21 protein-coding genes are annotated in these 22,741 nt (G+C 61.1%); 5 read left to right on the top strand and 16 right to left on the bottom strand.

The genetic code is table 11. The annotated features are described in order from the left end of the window. Positions 1-6: 6 nt before the first annotated feature. From AMC99_RS06300 to AMC99_RS06340, 9 genes are all read right to left on the bottom strand, one after another. The gene (locus AMC99_RS06300; protein ID WP_061924288.1) at positions 7-1,071 is read right to left on the bottom strand and encodes a FemAB family XrtA/PEP-CTERM system-associated protein; all 1,065 of its coding nucleotides are present in this window, start codon (positions 1,069-1,071) and stop codon (positions 7-9) included. Continuing rightward, a complete protein-coding gene (locus AMC99_RS06305) occupies positions 1,068-1,976 on the bottom strand; it encodes an XrtA system polysaccharide deacetylase (RefSeq protein WP_232301522.1) in 909 nt (302 codons plus the stop codon). Before AMC99_RS06305 ends, AMC99_RS06300 begins: the two co-directional genes overlap by 4 nt. Continuing rightward, on the bottom strand, positions 1,976-3,109 hold the full coding sequence (locus tag AMC99_RS06310) for an XrtA/PEP-CTERM system-associated ATPase (protein ID WP_061924291.1): 1,134 nt from the start codon (positions 3,107-3,109) through the stop codon (positions 1,976-1,978). The genes AMC99_RS06305 and AMC99_RS06310 overlap by 1 nt, the downstream gene beginning before the upstream one ends. A gap of 20 nt (positions 3,110-3,129) precedes the next feature. Beyond that, on the bottom strand, positions 3,130-4,764 hold the full coding sequence (locus AMC99_RS06315; protein ID WP_061924294.1) for a hypothetical protein: 1,635 nt from the start codon (positions 4,762-4,764) through the stop codon (positions 3,130-3,132). A gap of 1 nt (position 4,765) precedes the next feature. Continuing rightward, complete coding sequence (locus AMC99_RS06320) at positions 4,766-5,425, bottom strand: P-loop NTPase (RefSeq protein WP_338021462.1); 660 nt, start codon at positions 5,423-5,425, stop codon at positions 4,766-4,768. 358 nt (positions 5,426-5,783) lie between these two features. Continuing rightward, positions 5,784-7,307 (bottom strand): XrtA system polysaccharide chain length determinant, encoded by a 1,524-nt coding sequence (locus AMC99_RS06325; RefSeq protein WP_061924300.1) that lies wholly within the window; start codon positions 7,305-7,307, stop codon positions 5,784-5,786. Positions 7,308-7,322: 15 nt separating this feature from the next. After that, positions 7,323-7,967, bottom strand: a complete 645-nt coding sequence (locus tag AMC99_RS06330; RefSeq protein WP_061924302.1) for an XrtA/PEP-CTERM system exopolysaccharide export protein — start codon at positions 7,965-7,967, stop codon at positions 7,323-7,325. Positions 7,968-8,137: 170 nt separating this feature from the next. After that, positions 8,138-9,364 (bottom strand): pyridoxal-dependent decarboxylase, exosortase A system-associated, encoded by a 1,227-nt coding sequence (locus AMC99_RS06335; RefSeq protein WP_061924305.1) that lies wholly within the window; start codon positions 9,362-9,364, stop codon positions 8,138-8,140. Next, a complete protein-coding gene (locus AMC99_RS06340; protein WP_061924307.1) occupies positions 9,361-10,887 on the bottom strand; it encodes an acyl-CoA ligase (AMP-forming), exosortase A system-associated in 1,527 nt (508 codons plus the stop codon). The genes AMC99_RS06335 and AMC99_RS06340 overlap by 4 nt, the downstream gene beginning before the upstream one ends. On the opposite strand from AMC99_RS06340, the gene AMC99_RS06345 reads away from it, so the two are divergent. From AMC99_RS06345 to AMC99_RS06360, 4 genes are read left to right on the top strand one after another with little or no spacing between them, the layout of a single operon-like run. Further along, positions 10,783-11,898, top strand: a complete 1,116-nt coding sequence (locus tag AMC99_RS06345) for a GNAT family N-acetyltransferase (RefSeq protein ID WP_157058269.1) — start codon at positions 10,783-10,785, stop codon at positions 11,896-11,898. The genes AMC99_RS06340 and AMC99_RS06345 overlap by 105 nt on opposite strands. 34 nt (positions 11,899-11,932) lie before the next feature. Then, entirely contained in the window at positions 11,933-12,250 is a 318-nt protein-coding gene (locus AMC99_RS06350; RefSeq protein ID WP_061924310.1) for an acyl carrier protein, read from the top strand. Positions 12,251-12,259: 9 nt separating this feature from the next. After that, complete coding sequence (locus AMC99_RS06355; protein ID WP_061924312.1) at positions 12,260-12,952, top strand: hypothetical protein; 693 nt, start codon at positions 12,260-12,262, stop codon at positions 12,950-12,952. Beyond that, positions 12,949-13,731, top strand: coding sequence for a hydrolase 1, exosortase A system-associated (locus tag AMC99_RS06360; protein WP_061924315.1), 783 nt, complete (start codon positions 12,949-12,951; stop codon positions 13,729-13,731). The genes AMC99_RS06355 and AMC99_RS06360 overlap by 4 nt, the downstream gene beginning before the upstream one ends. On the opposite strand, the gene AMC99_RS06365 is transcribed toward AMC99_RS06360, so the two are convergent. The 7 genes from AMC99_RS06365 to AMC99_RS06395 form a co-directional block, all read right to left on the bottom strand. Next, positions 13,728-14,924, bottom strand: coding sequence for a class I SAM-dependent RNA methyltransferase (locus AMC99_RS06365; protein WP_061924318.1), 1,197 nt, complete (start codon positions 14,922-14,924; stop codon positions 13,728-13,730). The genes AMC99_RS06360 and AMC99_RS06365 overlap by 4 nt on opposite strands. 10 nt (positions 14,925-14,934) lie before the next feature. Next, a complete protein-coding gene (locus AMC99_RS06370) occupies positions 14,935-16,326 on the bottom strand; it encodes an NAD(P)H-hydrate dehydratase (RefSeq protein ID WP_061924321.1) in 1,392 nt (463 codons plus the stop codon). Continuing rightward, the gene (locus AMC99_RS06375) at positions 16,326-16,661 is read right to left on the bottom strand and encodes a hypothetical protein (protein ID WP_061924323.1); all 336 of its coding nucleotides are present in this window, start codon (positions 16,659-16,661) and stop codon (positions 16,326-16,328) included. The genes AMC99_RS06370 and AMC99_RS06375 overlap by 1 nt, the downstream gene beginning before the upstream one ends. Position 16,662: 1 nt before the next feature. Beyond that, positions 16,663-18,522 (bottom strand): dihydroxy-acid dehydratase, encoded by a 1,860-nt coding sequence (gene ilvD, locus AMC99_RS06380; RefSeq protein WP_061924325.1) that lies wholly within the window; start codon positions 18,520-18,522, stop codon positions 16,663-16,665. Positions 18,523-18,647: 125 nt separating this feature from the next. Further along, positions 18,648-19,382, bottom strand: a complete 735-nt coding sequence (locus AMC99_RS06385; protein WP_061924328.1) for an N-formylglutamate amidohydrolase — start codon at positions 19,380-19,382, stop codon at positions 18,648-18,650. Next, complete coding sequence (locus tag AMC99_RS06390) at positions 19,379-20,191, bottom strand: 4-(cytidine 5'-diphospho)-2-C-methyl-D-erythritol kinase (protein WP_061924330.1); 813 nt, start codon at positions 20,189-20,191, stop codon at positions 19,379-19,381. The genes AMC99_RS06385 and AMC99_RS06390 overlap by 4 nt, the downstream gene beginning before the upstream one ends. A gap of 12 nt (positions 20,192-20,203) precedes the next feature. Then, positions 20,204-21,853 carry an electron transfer flavoprotein-ubiquinone oxidoreductase gene (locus tag AMC99_RS06395; protein ID WP_061924332.1) on the bottom strand — a complete coding sequence of 550 codons (1,650 nt, stop codon included), beginning with the start codon at positions 21,851-21,853 and terminating at the stop codon, positions 20,204-20,206. 173 nt (positions 21,854-22,026) lie between these two features. Here AMC99_RS06395 and AMC99_RS06400 point away from each other — a divergent pair, with 173 nt between their 5' ends. Continuing rightward, positions 22,027-22,710, top strand: coding sequence for a uracil-DNA glycosylase family protein (locus AMC99_RS06400; RefSeq protein ID WP_198143583.1), 684 nt, complete (start codon positions 22,027-22,029; stop codon positions 22,708-22,710). The last annotated feature ends 31 nt before the right edge of the window (positions 22,711-22,741 follow it).

Genomic DNA, 22,741 nt, shown 5'->3' on the forward strand with positions numbered 1-22,741 from the left:
GCGCGCCTAGGCCAGGCCTCTGGCGATGAAGGGGCCGATGCGATTGGCAAGCGACAGAGGAAGCTTCTTCCAAAGCTCGATCTTGGCGGAATAACTCGAATCCGTCGGGTCTATGTTGCGCGCGTGGGCAGGATCGGCATTCCACGCCGCGTAGGTCAGTGGCTGCGGCTCGAAGCCCCAGTTCTTTTTGTAGTGATAGGGTCCGCTATCGACCTTCGACCGGCCGAAATCGAAGCGCGTCATGCCCTTGCGGCGGGCGTGGAGCATCAGCTCGAAATACATCCGCTCGTTCGCCCTGAGCGATCGGGCAGCAAATGTCCCGCCACCCCAGTAAGGCATCACGGTATCATCATGATAGAAGCTGAGGACGCTCGAAACCGGAACTCCATCAAGGGTCACGGTGAGAATATCGGCCTGATCGCGAAACCTGTCGAGCATCGCGTCGAACAGGCTGCGTGGAAACACCGGCGTCCCGAGATTGCGAACGCTTTCGGCGTACACCGCGTAATGCGCAGCGCGATCTGCCTCTTCCCGGCCGACACGCACCTGCAAATCGCCGCTCAGGCTCTTGCGAACTTCGGCCCGCTGTTTGCGCGGGATCCATAGCAGCTGCGCTTTATCATCCCCGGCGAGCTCGGCTACGAAACCGGCGTGCCGATCACTCCAGCTATTCCAACTGGCAGGAACGGGACCGCCGCGAAGCTCGACAGAAGGGCAGTTTGTCCTGACGGCGAGCTCCTGCGCGCCCCGGAACAACCGTTCTGCCACACGATCGTCTGTCGCGAGAACCCCGCCCCCGACCGCGAAGCCGCTCGAGACCAGCGCGCGCCCGAACAGCGGCGAATGCACTTGTGACAGCGGGAGCCAGCCGACAATCGAACCTATGCGTTCTGCCAGCAGCCCGGTCGCCTTGGGTCCTGCCCCATTTTCGACGGCCACCAGCCATTGCGGCGTGTGGAACAACGTACCGCCCATTTCGGTGACGAAACCCTCGATCCGGCGCACCTCGTCGGGCGCGCCCAGATCGGGTACGCGCAAGGAAACGGTCGAAGGATTGAGCGGCGCGTTCATCCCGGAAAATCCGTTGCCCTCGCCGCTTCCAGACTTGCGAGCGTGTCCATCCGCCCCCAAGCAAAATCCTGGAGCAACCGGCGCAGCTTGCCCGCCATGCGCGAAAGGTTGGTGTAATGGCGCACCCGCGACCTGAGCGGAGCGCCAGCGACGCGTGGCTGGTCGGGATCGACTTCCCACGGGTGGAAATAGAAGGGTGCGGGCCTGCCCGCTTCATCGTTCAGTTGTTCGATCGCCCAGCGTGAAAATGCGTAGGGAAGGACGCGGAAGAACCCGCCGCCGCCTGCCGCGAGCCGCTTGCCGCGCATCATTGCCGTCGCAACCGGTATCTCGACCAGGTCGGCGCCTGCAACGGGCCTGAATGCAAAGCGCGGCGCAGAGGGCCAGCCATAATGATCGTGCGTGACCGGTGCGACGCTCGACGAATAGGCATAGCCTTGCTCTGCCAGCACTTCGAAAGCCCAAGGCGTGCGCTGATCGATTGAAAAGCTGGGTGCACGGTAACCGATCACTTTCTGACCGGACGCATCCTCGATAATCTTGCGCGCCTTTGAGATATCATCGGCAAACTGCGCGCGATCGAATGTGAAGACGCGCGCATGATCATAGCCATGGCTGGCGATCTCGTGCCCTGCATCGACGATCCGCCGGATCATGGCAGGATGCCTCTCAGCCACCCACCCGAGCGTAAAAAACGTCGCCTTGGCTCCGGCTTCCTCGAAGAGGTCGAGGATGAGCGCAATGTTGCGCTCCACGCGCGATTCCAGACTGTCCCAGTCTGCCGGATCGATCACGTTTTCAAACGCACCGACCTGGAACCACTCCTCGACATCGACCGAGAGGCCGTTGACGATCCTGTGATCGCTTGCCGTCGGGGCAGCCGGGTGGCCGCTCATATCCGTCATTACGCGGCCTCGCGTTCAGACGTATCCTCGAACCATTCGATCAGCATGGTCAGCACATGCCGCAGCGAATATTCCTGTTCTTCGAGGCGATCTTCGAAATTGCTGAGCCACGCGGGATCGATTTCCTGCGGCGTTGCAGGACGCTGGCTTGCCTCCCGAAGCATGGCGACTGCCTGCTCGAGTTCGGCAATGCGTGCGTCGCGTTCCGCCAGCATTCCGGCCATGGCTGCATCGTCGAGCGGTTCGACTGCCGCAGCACTCTCAACCGCTTGGACAGGAGTAATCGGTGCCTTGCTCGGGGCATTCTCTGCACCGCGACTGGTATCACCCGTCATCTCTGCGACGACCACATCGACCATTGCCGGGGTGAAGGAGGATTCTTCCTCGATCGCACCCAGCAAGAGGAGGCGGTTCATCACCTGGTTGACGCGGCGCGGAATCCCGCCTGTCGCCTTGAAGAGCGCGGCGAAAAAATTGGCGCCAAGCTCCGGGTTACCCGCCCAACCGACATGCTCCATGCGATGGGCGACGTACTGCTCGATCTCTTCCTGCTTGAGAGCCGTCAGATGGTGCGAAGCGATAATTCTCTGGCGAAGCTGCTCAAGTCCGGGGTGGTTTGCGACCAGCGCGCGGAATTCCGGCTGGCCCAGAAGCAGGGTCTGCAGCAGCGGGTAGGAGCCGAGCTGGAAATTCGACAGCATCCGCAGTTCTTCGAGTGCGCCGATATCGAGGTTCTGGCTCTCGTCCACGACCAGCAGGCAGCGGCGGCCTGCACGCGCTTCTTCGCCCAGGAAATGCTCGATAGCACCAAGGGCCGCGGCCTTGTCATGCCCCTGAACGGGAATGCCGAAGCTCTGCGCGACCACATGGATCAATTCTTCGCCATCTAGAGCGCTCGTCACAACCTGGCCGACGGTCAGTTCGGAAGGGTCGATGCAGCCCATCAGGTGCGCCACCAGGGTCGATTTGCCCGCGCCGATCTCGCCGGTGATGACGATGAAGCCCTCACCCTGCTGGAGGCCGTAGCCCAGGTAGGACATAGCCTTCTTGTGGCTGGCGCTCTCGAAATAGAATTCGGGATCCGGCGTCAGCTGGAACGGGCGCCCCGTCAGGCCATAGAATTGCTCGTACATTATGACGTGCCTTTCACAGGTCAAAAGTCGTATCGAAGACCAAGCAACGCGCTAGCCGCTGCAATGTCTTCGTTGGAAATGTCGGATTCGATCTTGTCGAATGCGATGGCAGCACGTGCCGAAAGCTTCTCAGAGATCGTGCGGTTATAGGCGGCAGAAGCACCCATTGCAGTCAGGTCGCCGGCATCGTCGAAACCGCCGTCAAACCAGTTGATGTAGCTGCTGACGGTGAAGCCTGCGTTCTGGCCAAGATCACCGCTGACCGACGAAGCGAGGTAATAGCTTTCATCAACGACGCCGTTCGCTGCCTCGAGCACGGTGCCAGGGGCCGCGATGAACTTGCGACGGTCATAGCCTGCGCCGATCGAAGTATTGAAACGACCGACCTTGCGGCTGTAACTTGCCTGTACGCCGCGTGCGCGGAACACGGCCGATCGCACGGAGCCGAACACGCCGCCGACGCAGCTCGATCCGGTATCGCCAGCGACGCATCCGCTGAAGTCACCCGTCAGCGAATTGCGTACGGCCTCGAATTCAGTCGGCAGCGCAGCCAGGGAATTGGTCATTACCCCGCCGAAACCGCTGACACCGTCATAAACGGACGCATTGAACTGCGAATAGGAGTTCGGTTTCCATGCGAAAGACCCGTAATATGTCGTTGAATCATAACGACGACCTACGTGCGCCTCCAGCGCCGTTCGGCGGCTGGGTTTCCAGACGACGCCAACATCCCAGATCAGGCCATCGACCTGATAGGCGATCTGCCGGGGAGAGCTGTTATCGGTAATCAGGCGGCCATCGGGGCCCAGAACGGGAATGCCATTGACGTCGCGAACGGCGTCCCTGCTGGAAATCTCGACATCCTCATAACCGACCCCGGCCACAACGGCGAACGTCGGCGTCACAGGCACTGTGACGTCAGCCCGGACATGGGCGTCACGCACGCGCTGGTCGAGATTGGAGACGTCTTCCTGGAAGATGCCGCCACCCAGGCCAATACCGATCGGCAGAACCTCGCCCGGCTTGGTAGCAAGGTGAACTTCGCCCTGATAGGTCACGCTTTCGTCGAAAACGTCGAGCGGTTCGGCACCGATCACCGGGATCGCATCCGGGGATTCGACCCTCGTGTATCCGATACGGCCGAGGGCATTCACGTGCACATCGCCAAGGCGGGTATGCACGTTCGGACCGGCGTATGCGGAATATATCCGGCTTTCCGAATCCTCGCTGACGAGCGGGTTCACCGCCGAACCACCACTACCATCGATGGTCGTGCGGCTCGCGAGTGCGCCTGCCTCGAAAGTAACCGAATTGGGAACGATCGACATGTAGCCGCGGGCCACCCCGCTGATCGTGTCGCTATCGACCGTGTCGCTGCCATAACCGATATTGCGTTCGTAGCGCAGCGAGACCGACCCGCCGTTGTTGCGACCGGCGATCGATGCATCCACGCCTGCTGCGACCTGGGTGTAGGTCAGCACGTCGTCGTTCGGAGACAGTTCCGCGAGGAATATCTGAGAGACCTCGATATAGGGCTGCACGGCGACGACGCGGCCGCCCGACGGGCGTTCGGCATCCTGCGCCCACGCAGCCGCAGGCGCACCGAGCGCGGTCAGAACGGCGATACCCGCCGGGATGAGAGAGGGAAAACGCATTCTATTCGCTCCCGTAGCCGCCATAGGAACCAAAGGTCCGGCCTGAGGGGCTGAAGTGAGTTGCATTGAGCAAGAGCTTGATATCCGGGCATGCGGAGAGGAGCTGGCAGGCATCCTCGAGCGCATTTTGTCCGGTTACATCCGCCCGAACGACGAGCAGCGCTTGCCCCACGTGGCTGGCGAGATCGGCAGCGGGTGAAGCGGCAAGCGCCGGCGGGGTGTCGAAAATGACGATCCGGTTGGGCGCACCCTGTGTCAGGCGGGCAAGCACCTCGGCGGTCCGGCTGCTTGCTAGGTATTCCGCATCGCGCGTGGTGCGATTGCCCGCAGGCATGACCGAAAGCCCTTGGATATCGGTCGGGATGACCAGCGATTCCGGCTTCAGGGATGGATCCGAAAGACAGTCCATCAGGCCTGCCGAGGTCTCGAGCCCGAACAGGCCGGGGATCGACGGTTTTGCGAAATCGGCATCTACCAGCAGCACCTCGATATCCCGCTCTGCGGCCATCGAAATGGCAAGGTTGATCGCGCAGTAGGTCTTGCCCTCGCCCGGATGCGGCGAGCACACCAGGATGCGGCGAGCATTGGCGGTGCCGCTTTCACGCGCATCGCCGAGCAGTTCGCGCTTCACGATGCGAAATTCCTCGAGCAGCGTTGTCACAGGGCCATCGGGATCGATCAGCCCGTTGCGGCGCAAAAGCTCACGGTTTACCGCTTGCCGAGGTGCAGCAAATTCAACCGACCGCTCTGGCGCAGGCGATGGGGCCGCCTTCGGCTCACTTATCGCTGGTGCGGGCCGAGCCTGAACTGGTTCCATCCGCGCTGGCTCGACTGCCGGCTGTGCCGGAGGGTTTTGCACCCCTCGGCGGACCGTCGGCTTAGGCAGATCCTTCGGCGGCAGCTTGGGCTTCAGCCCTCCGAAACCGAATGCGCCGTCAGCACGCTCGAAAAGGGACGAACTGCTATCCAGCGGCGTCTTGTGATCGAGGGGTATTTTGCTGTGTTCGGTCATATGCCCCTCACGCCACCTTGCCGACCTGGATGAATTCGATCGCGAGCAGGATCATGAAGACCCCGCCCAATCCTGCGCTCGCACCGATGAATTGCTTGAGCCGTTTCGCCTGCAGCGCCTGGGCACCTTCCTTGAGCGTCAGAGAGATGCTGCCGATCACCGGCAGGTCCATCGCACGCTCGAGCTTCCCTGCGGTGCTGAAGGTCGAACGAAGCTGGCCCATCGCAAAGGCTGCAGCGATGCCCGCACCGATACCTGCAAGCAGCACACCGATCAGCAGAAGCGGACGGTTCGGAGCCGCCGGTTTCTGCGGGATTACAGGCGGATCGATCAGGTCGAACTTGAACGACGACCGCTCGTTTTCGACCTGCCCCCGCAGGCGGATTTCCTCGCGGTCCTGCAGCAGTTCGTCATATTTCTTGCGCAGCACTTCGTAATCGCGGCTGATGTGGTTCGCCTCGGCAGCGACCTCGGGTTCGCTCGCCTGGCTGGCCATCAACGCTGCCACATCTGACTGGATGGCCGCACGGCGCGCCTGCAGCGCTTCCATGTTGGCTTGGCGTTCTGCCCTGATCGAAACCAGCGAAGTATATGCGGGATTGGGCTGGCCGCTGACCGAATCCGGCCCCTCTGCAGCAACCTGCTTGCGGAGGAGATCGACCTGCTTCTTCGTCGCGACGATGTCGGGGTGCGAGTCGGTCAGGCCGCGTCCGCGCAGCTGTGCCAGCTGGGCCTGCGCCTGCATCAGCGCGCCGCGCGATCCTCCAGCATCGCCAGCGGTGACGATTGTGCGCGGCGTTCCTGCAAGCTGGCCGTTGATGGCAGCAAGCGCGCTCTGTGCAGCGGCCAGATCGCCTTCGATCCCACGCAATTCGGTGCGCGACTGCTGGATTTTCGTCGCCAGCGTGGTCGAACCGCCAATCAGTTCTGGATATTGCGCTTCGAACGCCAGGCGGCGCTGTTCTGCCGCCTCAAGCTCGCGTTTGCGCTCTTCCAGCTGCTGGTCGAGGAAAACGATGGTCCCGGCAACTTCGTTGCGATTGCCGACAATGTTCTGTTCGCGGAAAATGTCGATCAGCTTCTGGACGACGTCGCGCGCCAATACGGCATTCTCTGCATCCGACAGGTCGCTTTTGCCCACTGTCGCCACCAGTTCGAAGAGGTTGTCCTCCTCGCTCTTGATGCTGACCTTCTTGGTCAGATCCGCGATCGCATTGTCCATGTCGGAACGTTCGGTGATACCGTCGCCCAGTCTGGTAGAGCGGATGACTTTCTCGAGATTGACCGAACTTGCCAGCGTCTGGCGAACGCGCTGGATTTCCTGACGGCCATCGCCAGCGATACCTATCTGTTCGCTCAGCACATCGTCGAGGTCGACATAGATCCGAGCCCGCGATTCGTAGCTGTTCGGGATCATCGCCACGACCAGCCAGCCAAGGATGCACACACCCCAGGCGACGGCGAGCGCCAGCCATCGGCGATGCCACACCGAATAGAGCGCCGAGCGCAGCTCTTCGAAAACTTCGTTCATTCCGCGCGCGGCCTCTTAGAAGGTGCTTTCGGGGATGATGATCACATCGCCCGGCTTGAGCATCACGTTGGCCTTGCTGTCCCCGCGCTTCAGCAAATCGGTCAGCCGCAGGCCATATTCCTGCTGCTTGCCGCTCTGCTTGTCGAAACGGATCAGCTTGGCGCGGTTGCCTGCGGCAAATTCGCCAAGCCCGCCGACACCGATCATCGCGTCGAGAACGGTCATGTTGGCGCGGTATGGCAAGGAGGCAGGCTTCTCGGTCGAACCGACGATGCGAACCTGCTGGCTGAACGTGCCGGCAAACTCGTTGACGATCACCGACACGATCGGTTCTTCGATGTACTGCGACAACTGCAGGCGGATATCTTCCTGCAGCATGGTCGGGGTCTTGCCGACCGCAGGCATGTCGCGAACGAGCGGGATGGTGATCCTGCCATCTGGACGGACCTGGATCTTCTCTGCGCTCAGTTCGGGATTACGCCAGACGTGGATCGTCAATTCGTCGAGCGGACCGATCACATATTCTTCGCCCGGCCCTTCCTGCAGGGCCACGAACGAAGCCGGCGGCAATTCCTTGTCGGAGCCTGCCGTGCACCCTCCAAGCGCAATCAGCGCAAGGGCGACGCCTGTGTGGAGAGACCGGTTGATCGGATAACGCATCGATATTCTTCCTTGCCATGGCAGCGGGAAGAGACGCGCGGCAGGAGCGACCTGCCTGTCCAAATCCCGCGGAACAGGCGGCCTTCCTCGCTTAAAAGGGTGAACATTGCGTTAGTATTGAATGGCTAATTCGCCCCGGGTCTCATTTCGGGACGAAGCTTACCCGATGGTTAAACGAGCATCTCGAGGGCCGGCCCCTGTCCCAGGAACGCGCTCGGCGATGCGCTGGCCCCGTATGCCCCCGCGCAGAACACTGCGACGAGATCGCCAACTTCGGCGCGCGGCAGCATGGCTGCATCCGCAAGGCGGTCTAGCGGGGTGCAAAGGCATCCGACGACGTTCACTTCCTCTGCCGGGTCGGCGTCGAAGCGCGTAGCGATCGCAACTGGATAATTGCGACGGACTACCGTTCCAAAATTGCCCGAAGCGGCAAGCTGGTGGTGCAATCCGCCGTCGGTAACGAGATAGGTAGTCCCGTGGCTAACCTTCCGGTCGACAATCCGGCACAGATAAACACCCGCTTCTCCAACGAGATAACGGCCCAGTTCGATGCAAAGCTGCGCGTCCTGCAGGCTCGCTGGCAGGCGAGCGAACCTGTCCTCCAGCGCACGGCCGATTGCCGTGATATCGATCGGTTCGTCGCCCGCGAAATAGGGAATACCGAAACCGCCGCCCATGTTGAGCTTGGGCAAGGGCTCCCCGATCTCTCCGGCAAGTTCGTCAGCCAGATTCAGCACGTTACCTTTCGTTTCTATCAGCGCATCCGCACTGAGCGCCTGGCTGCCGGTGAAGATATGCAGCCCGCGGAAATCCGCCCCATTGGCGATAACCTTGCGCGCCAGCGATGGGACGCGTTCGGCGTCGAGGCCGAAAGGTTTTGCGCCGCCGCCCATCTTCATTCCAGAACCCTTGAGTTCGAACGACGGGTTGACGCGGATCGCGATCTTCGGGGCTACACCAAGTGTCTCGCCGATGCTGAGCGCCCGGTCGGCTTCGCCCTCGCTCTCGCAATTGAGGGTAACCTCGGCTTCGATCGCGGCTTTCAATTCCGCATCCCGCTTGCCCGGACCGGCAAAACTGACGCGATCCGGATCGATCCCTGCAGCCAGCACCATTTCGAGTTCACCGCCCGATGCGATGTCGAACCCGTCGACAAGCCCTGTCATGTGATCGAGTACTGGTGCGAAGGGATTGGCCTTCACCGCGTAATTGACGCCCAATCTATCAGGCATCGCAGCCCTCAGCGCTACGACACGCTGGTCGAGATGGGACCGGGAATAGACGAACAGAGGCGTATCGCCAGCTTCTGCAACCAAATCACTGGCGGTGCGGCCACCGATGGCGAGTTCGCCATCCTTCGCTTCGTATCCGGCGGGAATCGGGCCAAGAGGCTTCATTTGGAGAGTTCCTGCATCAGCGCGGTTCGATCGACCTTGCCGTTAGGGTTCAGCGGCATGGCCTCGCGCCAGTGTATCTGTTTCGGCTGCATGAAGTTCGGCAATTCGCGCGACAGGTTGCGCGCAAGGTCATCCTTCTTGTCCTGCGCCTCAGCAGACGGGCGAACGACAAGATGCACGGCCTGACCCAGACGGTCATCGGCGATCCCGAGCGCGACAGCTTCTGCGACGAGCCCGGTCGCAAGGGCAGCTTCTTCGACTTCTGAAGGGCTGATCCTGTTGCCCGCGCTCTTGATCATCGCGTCGCGGCGTCCGACGAAATAGAGCAGCCCGTCCTCGTCGCGCTTGACCCTGTCGCCGGACCAGACAGCCATCCCGCCATATCTGCTTGCATGCGGTGCAGGCTTGAACCTTTCGGCGGTCCGTTCCGGATCCTGCCAGTAACCATGAGCCACCAGCGGTCCGCAGTGAACCAGTTCACCCTCCTCGTTCGGATCGGCAACTTCACCGTCATCCCCGATTACGAGAATTTCTGCGAAAGGTATCGCCTTACCCATTGATGTAGGGTGGGTTTTCACAAGATCAGGATCGAGGAATGTCGACCGGAACGCTTCCGTAAGGCCATACATGGGAAACAGCCGCGCATCGGGAAAATCTTCGATCAGCGCATTGACCAGATCCACCGTCAGCGCGCCTCCGCTATTCGTCAGACGCCGCATGATCTGGCTCGCTTCCGGACTCCAGTCGAGCTCCGTCAACTGGACCCATAGCGGCGGTACCGCAGCCAGCGTGGTGATGCCGTGTTTGGCACATGCCTTCTCGACATCCTTGGGAAACAGATAATCGAGCGGCACGACCGATCCGCCTGCGTACCAGGTCGAAAACAGCTGGTTCTGGCCGTAGTCGAACGACAGCGGCAGGACCGCCAATGTCACATCGTCAGACTGCATCTCGAGATAGCTTGCGACACTGACCGCGCCGAGCCAGAGATTGGTATGGCTCAGCATCACGCCCTTGGGCCGCCCGGTAGAACCGCTGGTGTAGAGGATGGCCGCGAGACTTTCCGGATCCGCCTCTGACGGACCAAGCATATCCGCATGCGCCGCGAATGCTGCCAGCGCCTCGCCTTCTTCAACCGCCACGCAACCCGGCGGAATGTCTGTATCCTCGAGCGAATTCAGCCGCGCCTTCGTCGCGATCAGCATCATTGCACCGCTGTCCGCCAGGATATGCGCGACTTGGATATGCTTGAGCAGAGGGTTGATCGGCACATGGACCAGGCCCGCACGCGCAGCGGCCAGCGGCATCAGGCAGGTCAGCTCACCCTTTGCCGCCCAGGTCGCGACCCGTGCACCCTTTTCAGGGACATGCGCTTCAAGCCACGACGCCATGCGTGCAACACGGTGTCTTAACTCTTCATGGTTAAATGCGGCGTCACGCAGGACCAGCGCCTGATCGGCATCAGCACCGCACTCGGCGATGTGATCAATGGGTTTGGGCGTGGAATCGAGCGAGGCAGGCATCAATATGTCCGGAAGGAAGAGCGTGTGACAGCGATCAGTTACCACAAGACGGTTAACGTCTTGCGTGACCTGTGTCAGCCGGCTCCGTCACCTTTTGAACGTTCCGAGTGGTTTGCACTGCTCGAGGATGCGGGAATGATGCCGCTCGTCGCCCTCGCCTCTGACGGCGACGAACATGCGGCGCTCGCCCTTACCGAGTGCGACGGCCGTATCGAACCGCTCCGCAGCTGGTACAGCTTCACCTGGCGGCAGTTGGCACCGGGCGGTCCGCGCGGACAGGAAATGCTGGTCGATATCGCCCGCCAGCTTCGCGAGCGCGCACATCGCGTCACGCTCTGGCCCGTTCCGGACGAGGATGGCTCAGCCAGCCGGCTCGAGGCAGCCTTCGCAAAGGCCGGGTGGAGCGTGCTATGCGAACAATGCGATCACAACCATGTCCTCGAAGTGGGTGATCGTAGCTTTGCCGACTACTGGTCCCAGCGACCGGGACGAATGCGCACGACGCTGAAACGCAAGGCCAAGAAGGTCGATGTTGAGGTCCTCACGCAGTTCGATGAGGCGGGATGGGCTGCATACGAGCGGATCTATGCCGATAGCTGGAAGCCCGAAGAAGGCGACCCGGCCATGCTGCGGCGCTTCGCAAAGGAAGAGGGAATGGCAGGCCGACTGCGCCTTGGCATAGCCCGTCACGAGGGAAATCCCGTTGCGGCGCAATTCTGGACCGTCGAAAACGGCACTGCCTACATCCACAAGCTCGCCCATCTCGAAGACATGAAGCATTTGTCCGCCGGGACGACCTTGAGCGCAGCCCTGTTCGAGCATGCGATAGATGTCGACCATGCAAAGTTGATCGACTTCGGGACCGGCAATGACGCCTACAAGGCAGACTGGATGGAGCAGGTCCGCCCGCGCTATCGCATCGACTGCCTCGACCTACGCCAACCGGCGGCCTGGCCGGCTCTGGCCAAGCGAAAACTGCGACAGCTTGCGAACCACGGCGGCCAAGGCTAAGGCCAGCCACCGTTTTACGGCAGCGGACAGGGATATGACGGGCCAACCCGAAGTCAGTGAAAGCAGCGGCCAGCAAGGACTGCCGCCAAGTCGCGCGGAAATCGACCGCCGCTTGAAGTCGATCCTGTGCGACATACTGGGACTCGACCCCGACGACGTCGCCGGTTTCGATCAGGACACCGGCTTGTTCGGCCATCTGCCCGAACTCGATTCCATGGCAGTCGCAGGCTTGCTGACCGAAATGGAAGATCGGCTCGACATCATGATCGACGATGATGACGTCGATGGTGAAATGCTGGAGACATACGGCGGCCTTCTCGCCTTTGCCGAAGCCAAGATGGTCGAAGGCTGAGCCCCAGCGGTGATTTCAACCTGGAACTGCCCCACCATCGCTGGCGAAACCAGCGAGGAACTTGTCGTGCAATTCGACAAGAGCAGAGCGCATCGCCTGCTGGTCATCCCCGCACTGTTCGATGAAGCGAACAAGCTGAGGCGCACGACGGTAGAGATCATGCGGCGCCTGGACCTGTCCGGCATCGACAGTTTCCTGCCGGATCTACCGGGTACGAACGAAAGCTGCGAGCCGCTCGACCAGCAGACGCTTTCGGGCTGGAAGGCCGCCATCGCGGCGGCAGCGGAAGCATTGCGCGCTACACATGTGCTTGCGGTCCGTTCTGGTGCCCTTCTGTCACCTTCAGCCCTTCCAGGATGGCAGTATGCCCCGCTCTCGGGTCCGAAACTTCTACGCTCGATGATGCGCGCTCGATCGATCGCAGCCAAAGAGGCGGGCCGCGACGAAACCATGGCGCAGATGCAGGAACTTGGCCGTTCACAGGGCATCGAGCTTGGCGGATGGCAGATGGGCCCAAGGCTATTTGCCGATCTGGAAGTGGCGGAAATTCAGCAGGTTTCCGGTCAAGACGTGATCTCCCAATCCAACATCGGTGGAGCGGGGCTGTGGCTGCGCGCAGAGCCTGATGAGGACCCCGAGCAGGCAGATGCTCTTGCGGCAATCATTGCCGTTGCCCTGCTTGGCGATGGAGAGTCGCAGTGAACCGTCTCCAGCTGAATTTCGAATGCAAGGACCACCGCCTTGCCGGCACGATCGACACCGCCCTGGGCAAGACCGGACTTCTGATCGTAACCGGTGGGAATGAAGTACGAGCGGGGGCATATTCGGGCCAAGCATCACTCGCTCGTGATATTGCTGAGGCGGGATTTCCGGTTTTCCGGTTCGACCGTCGCGGAGTCGGTGATAGCGAGGGTGAGAATCGGGGTTTTCGTAAATCCAAGAAAGACTTGCGGGCGGCACTTGAAGCATTTCGTGCAATCTCTCCTCAGCTCGAAAGAGTGGTTGGTTTCGGCAATTGCGATGCAGCTTCGGCTCTGATGCTGGCAAGAGGCGCAGGATGCGACAGTCTCGTACTCTCCAACCCCTGGACAATCGAAGGCGGCGACGGGAATGCCGCCCCTCCTCCGGACGCCATCCGGGCGCGCTATCTCGAGAAATTGAAGAACCCCGCAGAGGTCCTGCGCCTTGTCAAAGGCGGCGTCGACCTGCGCAAGCTTGGGCGTGGCCTTATCCATGCCACCAAGTCCAATTCTCCGCAGAGCACGCTCGCACACGAAATGGCTGACGGCATCGCCGAATTTGAAGGCAGGGTCACTTTCCTGCTGGCAACAGCTGACCGGACGGCACAGGTATTCGAGAGTAATTGGGACCGAACCGACCCTCGGATTCGCAGGTGCGAGGGTGCAGGCCACTCCTACGTCGAGCCACACGCAAGAGTCTGGCTAAGGGACCAAATCCTGGATGCCCTGCGCGCCGTCTAGCGCGTGAAATAGCTCGTCAATTCGACATGCGTCGACCATCGGAATTGTCCGACCGGCCTTAGCTTTTCCAGTCTGAAGCCTGCTTCAACCAGCTTCCTGGCATCTTTCGCCCAGCTGGAAGGATTACAGCTGACATAAATGACGCGACTGACATTGCTTGCGGCGATCTGGCCGACCTGCTCCTTCGCCCCTGCCCGTGGAGGATCGAGCAGAACACAATCGAAACGTCCGACTTCATTGGACATGAGCGGATTACGGAACAAGTCACGGTGCATTGCATGGACCGGCCTGCCAGAGACCCCGGCGGCGGTCTTGCAGGCAAGATGTTGTTCCCTCGCCGCCTCGACGGCCAGCACCTTCGCCTTTTTTGACAAAGCGAAGGAAAACGTGCCCAAGCCTGAGAACAGGTCGGCAATCGTAGAAGCTCCTTGCGACCACGCCAGCGCGTCGGCGACCATGACATTTTCGGCGTCACGCGTTGCCTGCAAGAAGGACCCGACCGGGATCGGTGTAGCAACGCCGGAAAGAGTGACAGTCGCGGGCTCAGGCTCCCACATCGTCTCGGCACCGTATCCCTGATCGGCCGATAGCCGCGCAAAACCGGCGGATTGGGCAAGCTCCACGGCAGCTTCGGTTGCAGCCAGACCCTCGAGCGTCAGGTTCCTGATGCTGCAGTCGATGCCCTGATCGACCAGCGTAAGCTCGATATCGAGGTTCCCCTTCCCGGCATGCCTCGCAACAAAGCCGCGCAGAGGCTCGATTGCGGCAAAGATTTCGGGCGCTACGACATGGCACTCGGTCAGGTCGACGATCCGGTGCGAGCCGGCCTCGCGGAACCCGATAACAGCGCCATTGTGGACGCGCATGGCGTGCATTGTGGCACGGCGCCTGCTTCTGGGCGGCGATAGATGGGTCGGCAACAGTTCGCCGACCTCGATAGCTTGGCCTGCTGCGGCATTGACCACGCGGTCCGTCACGAAACCGGCCAATGAAATTTCGTCGAGATGCTGGAGCTGGCATCCTCCACATGTTCCGAAATGACGACAGAGCGGCACGACGTGATGAGGGCCCTGCACGATCGTCCCGTCGGCTTTCACCATGTCGCCCGGAGCGGTTCGGGCAAAATGCCTGCCGTCAGCCGCGACGCCATCGCCCTTCGCAGCGATCCGGATAATTTCTTGATCTTCGGTCATCAGCCCTGCCTTACAAGGCGGCGGCCATAGCGTCCGCTACTTTGTGTGCAAGGTCATCAGCAATAAAAGCGGGGCCGGCAAGGCGTGCGGCCTCGCCGTGCAGCCAGACAGCCTCGCATGCAGCCTCGAACGCCGGAATGCCTGTCGCCATCCTGCTGACGGCGATACCAGCCAATATGTCGCCAGTTCCGGCTGTCGAGAGCCAGGTCGGTGCCGGTTTAGCGAGAGCCAGAGTCCCATCAGGCGCGGCGACAACCGTGTCCGGACCCTTTGCGACGACCACCATTCCGCTCGCCTTCGCTAGGCCCAGCGCTTTGCCCGCACGATCGGCGGCCAGAACAGCAAAATTCCTGCAAAGCGCCTCAAGCTCACCGTCATGCGGCGTCGCCAAGTAAGAGCAATCGCGTTGCAGCTGTGACGGATCGAGCAAGTGCAAGGCGTCCGCATCGAGGACCGCGGACTTTTTCGATGCCAGCACACTCGCCAATTTAGAACGTGCTTCGTCGTCGCGGCCAAGTCCGGGGCCGATAAGCACCGCCCTCACCCGCCTGTGTGCCAACGCTTCGTCTAGATCGCCGGTTTCGAGCACCAATCCGGCCGGAGCCGATGGGTGCGAATGATCGGAAACGAGTTTGACGTAGCCCGCCCCCGCCCGCATCGCCGCCTTGGACGAAAGCAAGGCAGCACCCGCCATTTTGCCGGCAATTACCGCGCATAAGCCCCTCGTGTACTTGTGCGCGTCGCTTGCAGGGGGGCCGATATTCGGCTTCCCAATCAGCCTTGCTGCACTCTCGCAATGGCCGATGCCGATCGGAACGAGCCGCAATTCCCCCATTCTGAAACGTGCTGGCAGCCGCCAATGCGCATATTTCCATGCGCCGAGCGCGAGTGTGAGGTCATAGGCGGGCAGGTTCTCATTGAGGATCTTGCCGCCATCGCTTTCGATCCCCGATGGCAAGTCGATAGCGATCAGTTGCTCGTGACGTTTCCCTAGGTCGCGGAGAGCCAAGGCATGCTCTGGCTCCAGGGGGCGCGTCAGGCCGGATCCGAAAAGGCAATCGACCAGCACTCCGCCCTTCGCCTTACCTCCATCGGAGACGACCGGACCGCCAAATCGGGAACGTGCAGACTTCGCAGCATCCGTTTTGGGAGCCATCGGGGCGACCACGGTCACTTCCGCTCCGCGGCGGCGAAGGTTTTCAGCGATCACATAGCCATCGCCGCCATTGTTGCCCGGCCCGCATAGTACTGTAACACGGCGCCGCGATGCGAGCCGCCAGACCCATTCGGCCGCACCATCGCCTGCGAGTTTCATCAGCCGATCGACGCTCGAGCCGCGATCGATCAAGTCCTGTTCGGCTGCCCTCATCTGGGCGACGGTCAGGACCTGCGATTCAACCATTATTGGGCTGGCGTGGTCGGGAAGAGATAGCGATCTTCCCCAACTGTCACTTCCAGATTGTTGCCCATCATGCCCTGAATGACCTGTTCGGCTCCATCAGTGCTGGCAACGCCTGCGCCGCCCGGCAGCATGCTGAACCTGCGGAACCCTCCATCCGGGTGATAGACCACGACCTCTCGCCCGCCTTCGCGCTCCTGGTAGGTGCAGGACGGCGCAAATTCTGCTCCTGCGCCGATTGCGCACTGGATCACCTCGCCTTGCGGTGCTTCGCTTTCGGAAGAGCATGCCGCCAACAAACAGGAAACTGCGGCTGCGAGGGTGATCTGTGCTTTCATATCAATTCCGTTGTTTTAGCTGGGATATGTCGCGAATTGCACCTTTGGCTGCGCTCGTGGTCATCGCGGCATAAGCCTGAAGGGCCTGCGACACTTTTCGTTCCCGCGGGGCCGACGGCGCCCAGGCCCCATTGCCTTTTGCGTCCATTGCCGCACGCCTTGCCGCAAGCTCTTCGTCGGGGATCATCAGGTTGATCGTACGGTTCGGGATGTCGATTTCGATCCGGTCGCCGTTCTCGATCAGGCCGATTTCGCCGCCCTCTGCCGCTTCCGGCGAAACATGGCCGATGGAGAGGCCCGACGTACCGCCCGAAAAGCGCCCGTCGGTCAGCAGCGCGCAGGCGGCGCCCAGCCCTTTCGATTTGAGATAGCTTGTCGGATAGAGCATTTCCTGCATCCCCGGCCCGCCGCGAGGCCCTTCATAGCGGATAACCACGACGTCACCTTCCACCACCTGTCCGGTGAGGATTGCCGTCACGGCATCGTCCTGGCTCTCGTAAACCTTGGCCGGACCCGCGAATTGCAGGATGCTTTCGTCGACACCGGCCGTCTTTACGATGCATCCGTCGCGCGCGATGTTCCCGTAAAGGACCGCGAGACCGCCGTCTTTGCTGAAAGCATGCTCGGCGCTGCGGATCACTCCGTTCTCGCGGTCTAGATCGAGTTCAGCCCAACGGCGCGACTGGCTGAACGCTGTCTGCGTCGGCACGCCGCCCGGAGCAGCCGAGAAGAATTCGCGCACCTTGTTGTTCTGGGTGCGGCCAATGTCCCAGTCATCGAGAGCATCCGCCATTGTCGGGCTGTGCACCGTCGGAAGCGCGGTGTGGAGCAGGCCCGCTTTCTCGAGTTCGCCGAGGATCGACATGATGCCGCCCGCGCGGTGAACGTCTTCCATGTGAACGTCGCTCTTGGCCGGGGCGACTTTCGATAGGCACGGCACCTTGCGGCTCAACCGGTCGATGTCTTCCATGGTGAAATCGACGCCAGCCTCGTGAGCGGCAGCGAGCAGGTGAAGCACGGTATTGGTCGAACCGCCCATGGCGATATCGAGGCTCATGGCGTTCTCAAACGCTTCGAAGCTGGCGATGGATCGCGGCAGGACGCTTTCGTCTTCTTCCTCATAATATCGCTTGGCCAGCGTGACGACGAGTCGCCCTGCGCGCTCGAATAGGCTCTTGCGATCGGCATGCGTTGCCAGCGTGGACCCGTTGCCCGGCAGCGAAAGGCCCAATGCCTCGGTCAGGCAATTCATGGAATTTGCCGTGAACATTCCCGAGCACGAACCGCAGGTCGGGCAGGCATTCTGCTCGATCGCGGTGACTTCCTCGTCGGTGTAGGACTCGTCGGCGGCAGCGACCATCGCATCGACCAGGTCGAGTGCGACTTCCTTGCCCTTCACCACGACCTTGCCGGCTTCCATCGGCCCGCCGCTCACGAACACAACCGGAATGTTGATCCGCAGCGCCGCCATGAGCATGCCGGGCGTGATTTTGTCGCAGTTCGAGATGCACACCATGGCATCGGCGCAATGGGCGTTGACCATGTATTCGACGCTGTCGGCGATCAGGTCGCGGCTCGGCAGCGAATAGAGCATGCCATCATGGCCCATCGCGATGCCATCATCCACGGCGATGGTATTGAATTCCTTCGCAACACCGCCCGCAGCTTCGATCTCTCGCGCGACCAGCTGCCCGAGATCCTTCAGGTGAACATGCCCTGGCACGAACTGGGTGAAGCTGTTGACGACGGCGATGATCGGCTTTCCGAAATCGCCATCCTTCATGCCTGTCGCGCGCCACAATCCGCGCGCACCGGCCATGTTGCGACCGTGAGTGGTTGTGCGGGAACGATAGGCTGGCATTGTCGAACTCCGGTTTGCGCTCGAATGGTAGTCGCCAACCGCTTTGACAGCAAACCGAACCCTGCAACAGGTCGATCCTGCACAGAAAATCTTGGAGCGACGCGATGCCCGCTACAAACCTCTGGTCAGGCTTCGGCTTTGAGGGCGAGGTCCACGCGGCCTGCGACGTCTGCAATCATCGATGCCCAGCGCGCCTGGTCAGCCTTCGTCGTGATGAGGTCCTGCCGCACTTCGAGCGCGAGGTAATTGCGTCCCTTGGCCTCGGCATGCCGGTTCATCGTCGCGTTCAGATCCTTGCCCGAATAGGGCTCGTTGTCACCAACGGTCAGACCCTGTTCGCCGAACAGCCGGATGGCATGCCGTGCGGCGCGGTCATCGGTGTTGTAGAGCAGCGCCACGTCCCACGGTCGCTCTTCCGTGCTGGTCGCAAGCTTCGGCGTGAAACTGTGGAGCGAGATGATCAAGTCGGGCTCGATCGCGTCGAGCCACTTCTCCATTGCCTGATGGTATGGTCGATGAAACCGCTCGAGCCGGGCCTCTATGTCTGCCCCGATATTGCCCGGGATCAGATGCCCGTCGCTTTCGGTAGGTACGACACCCGGGTGATCTTCTTCACGATGGAGATCGCAAACGAGGCGGCTGACACAGGCAATGTGGGCGGGGACGCGAAACCGCCGCGCCATGCGCTCTGCAATTCCTTCGACGCCGATATCGACTGCTACATGCTGCGTCAGAAGCTCGGCGGGGATGCCAAGTTCGATATCGTCCGGGACGTAGTTGGAGGCATGATCGGCGACACAGACCAAGCCGCCACGTCTTGTCTCGCCGACATGGCGATAGGGTTTGTCATCCAAAATCATCTCAACAAACCTACCATCTGCCACCAATCGGGTTCCTGAACCCTTAGCATTTCTGCGGCTTTGTCGCGTTGATCAGCGCTATCATAGAGCGCGAAACAGGTCGCGCCGGAGCCGGACATTTCGTGCATCCAGCATCCGGTTTCCGAAAGCACCGACAGAACCCCCGCAATCTGGGGACAGATCGAGATGGCAGCATCGCGCAAGTCGTTGCGCCCGGCGAGCGCGATCTGGCGCGCCGTGCCATCGGGCAGCCCGCCGCGATCTTCACTATCCCATGCTTTGAAAACAGGGCCTGTGGGAACACCGATACGCGGGTTCACGAGCAGGACCGGCGTACCGGCAAGGTCGTTCTTCACCGGTTCGAGATCGGTTCCGGTTCCGCGCCCGATCGCCATTTCGCTGCGAAGACAGGCCGGAACATCGGCACCAAGCCGCGCTGCGCGCGCCTCCCAGTCATCGGGCAGACTATGCAGAGCCTCGACGATGCGGAACAGCGCTCCGGCATCGGCCGAACCGCCACCCAGCCCCGCCGCCACGGGCAGGTTTTTCTCCAGCGTGATGGCTATGCCCTGCTCGCGCGGTAAGGCGGCGAGCGCTCGCATCACGAGGTTGCCGAAAGGATTGTCGATGTTGGCCGCGAACTCGCCAACGGTTTCGAGGCTGTCTCGCTCGGCCCCATGCGCGCTCAGCACATCGCCGTTGTCAACGAAGGCGAAGAGCGTTTCGAGTTCGTGATAGCCATCCTCGCGCCGCCTGCGGACATGCAGCGCGAGGTTGATCTTGGCATATGCGGTTTCCGCGAACGTCACGCAGGGGCGCGATCACATATTCGGATAGTTCGGGCCGCCGCCGCCCTCAGGCGTGGTCCACTCGATGTTCTGGTTCGGGTCCTTGATATCGCAAGTCTTGCAATGGACGCAGTTCTGCGAGTTGATCTGGAAGCGCATTTCGCCGGTGTCCTCGTCAGCGAGCCATTCGTACACGCCCGCCGGGCAGTAGCGCGTCGAAGGGCCGGCAAAGACCTTGAGCTCGCTTTCCTTCTGGAGGACCGGATCCTTCAACTTGAGATGGTTGGGCTGATCCTCTGCATGGTTGGTGAACGAGAATGCGACGTTCGTCAGGCGGTCGAAAGTAATCTCGCCGTCAGCCTTGGGGTAATCGATCGGCGCATAAAGATCGGCGCGCTGGAGCTGTTCGTAATCACGGTGATGCTTCATGCTGATCGGCAGGCCGATCTTTAGCGTGCGCATCCACATGTCGGCACCGGCGATGATCGTGCCGATCTCTCCGCCGAACTTAGCAACTGCCGGTTCCGCGTTCTGGACCAGCTTCAATTCCTTGGCGATCCAGCTTTCGCGAAGGTTCGCCTCGTAATCCGATACTTCAGTGTGTTCGTGGCCAGCTGCGATCGCCGCCGCGATGCTTTCGGCTGCGAGCATACCGCTCTTCATCGCGGTGTGGCTGCCCTTGATGCGCGGCACATTGACGAAGCCGGCAGCGCAACCGATCAGGGCGCCGCCCGGGAAGGCGAGCTTGGGCACGGACTGCCAACCGCCTTCGTTGATGGCGCGCGCGCCATAGGCGACACGCTTGCCGCCCTCGAGATATTCGCGGATCGCCGGGTGCTGCTTCCAGCGCTGAAATTCCTGGTAGGGCGAAACATACGGGTTCTTGTAATCGAGCGCGGTCACGAAACCGAGCGCGACCTGGCCATTGGCCTGGTGGTAGAGGAAGCCGCCGCCCCAGTTGTCGGTTTCCGACAGCGGCCAGCCCTGCGTATGTATCACGCGGCCCGGCACATGCTTGTCGGGATCGATATCCCACAATTCCTTGATGCCGATGCCATAGACCTGCGGCTCGCAATTCGCCTCGAGGTCGTATTTCGCCTTCAGCTTCTTGGTCAGATTGCCGCGAGCACCCTCCGCAAACAGAGTGTACTTCGCGTGGATTTCCATGCCGGGCTGGTAGTCGCCCTTGTGACTGCCGTCGGCAGCAACGCCCATGTCCTGCGTGATCACGCCGGTCACGGCGCCATTGTCATCGAACATGACATCTGCAGCGGGGAAACCCGGGAAAACCATCACACCCAGGGCTTCGGCCTGTTCGCCTAGCCAGCGGGTCAGATTGCCGAGCGAGCCGGTGTAGCAGCCGTGGTTGCTCATCAAAGGCGGCATCATGAAATGCGGAAGCGAGGTCTTGCCGTTCTTGCTGAGCGCCCAGTGCCAGTTATCGGTTACCGGCGTTTCGGCCATGGGGCAGTCCATGTCGCGCCAGTCGGGATACAGCTCGTCGAGCGCCTTGGGATCGACCACGGCGCCCGAAAGGATGTGCGCGCCAATCTCGGAACCCTTCTCGAGCACGACGACTTCGAGTTCTTCGTTGATTTGCTTGAGTTTGATCGCCGCGGTCAGGCCTGCTGGGCCGCCGCCGACAATCACCACATCGCATGGCATCGATTCACGTTCGCTCATGGTGCACTCCACCCTTCAGAATTTTATATCCAAACCTTTGCACTATGCCTTGATTGCTGGCATTTCGAAGGTCAAGACCTCCCACGGACACTATGTCGGATCGCAACACCCATATACCCGCTCTTTCGGCCAGCGAAATCGCTTCTGCGATCGACTGGTGGCGCGATGCAGGCGTGGATTGCGAATTCAACGATGACGTTACGGATTGGCTTGGGGAAAGCGACGTTGAAAGTGGCGCCGAAGCGCCGAAAATGCAGCCGAAACAGGCTGAACGCGACACTCCGGCGGCTCCGCCTGAAAAAATTAGCCTTTTCGCTGGGGAACGACCGACAGACCTCCCGTCATTCATCGAATGGTGGCTGACCGCGCCCGGCCTCGATGCCATCGGGCCGCGCGGCAGGGTCGCACCAAGAGGGAATCCGGGCGCAGACCTGATGATCCTGGTGACCGATCCGGAAGAAAACGACGAGGAGACACTGCTGAGCGGGGCACAAGGACGTCTGCTTTCCAGAATGCTGAAGGCGATGGGGATCGGCGAAAACCGGGTCTATATCGCTTCCGCCCTTCCCCGATTTACACCGTTGGCCGATGGCCAGACCATGCTTCAGGCCGGTTATGCGGAAGTGCTCAAACATCATGTCGCTCTGGTCGCGCCACGACGCGTTCTGGCATTCGGCGCAAACATCCTGCCACTTTTGGGGCACGATATGGCGCAGGACTCTCGATCTTTACGTGAATTAAACCATGAAACGGGCAGCACTCCGTTGATGGTTGCCGAAGGGCTCGAGAGCATGATGGGCATGCCTCGGCTCAAGGCTAATTTCTGGCGTAGATGGCTTGACTGGACCGCGAACTGACATGAGCCGAACGGCGTTTAGACTAACTTCG

It is taken from the genome of Altererythrobacter epoxidivorans (assembly GCF_001281485.1).
Lineage (GTDB): Bacteria > Pseudomonadota > Alphaproteobacteria > Sphingomonadales > Sphingomonadaceae > Erythrobacter > Erythrobacter epoxidivorans.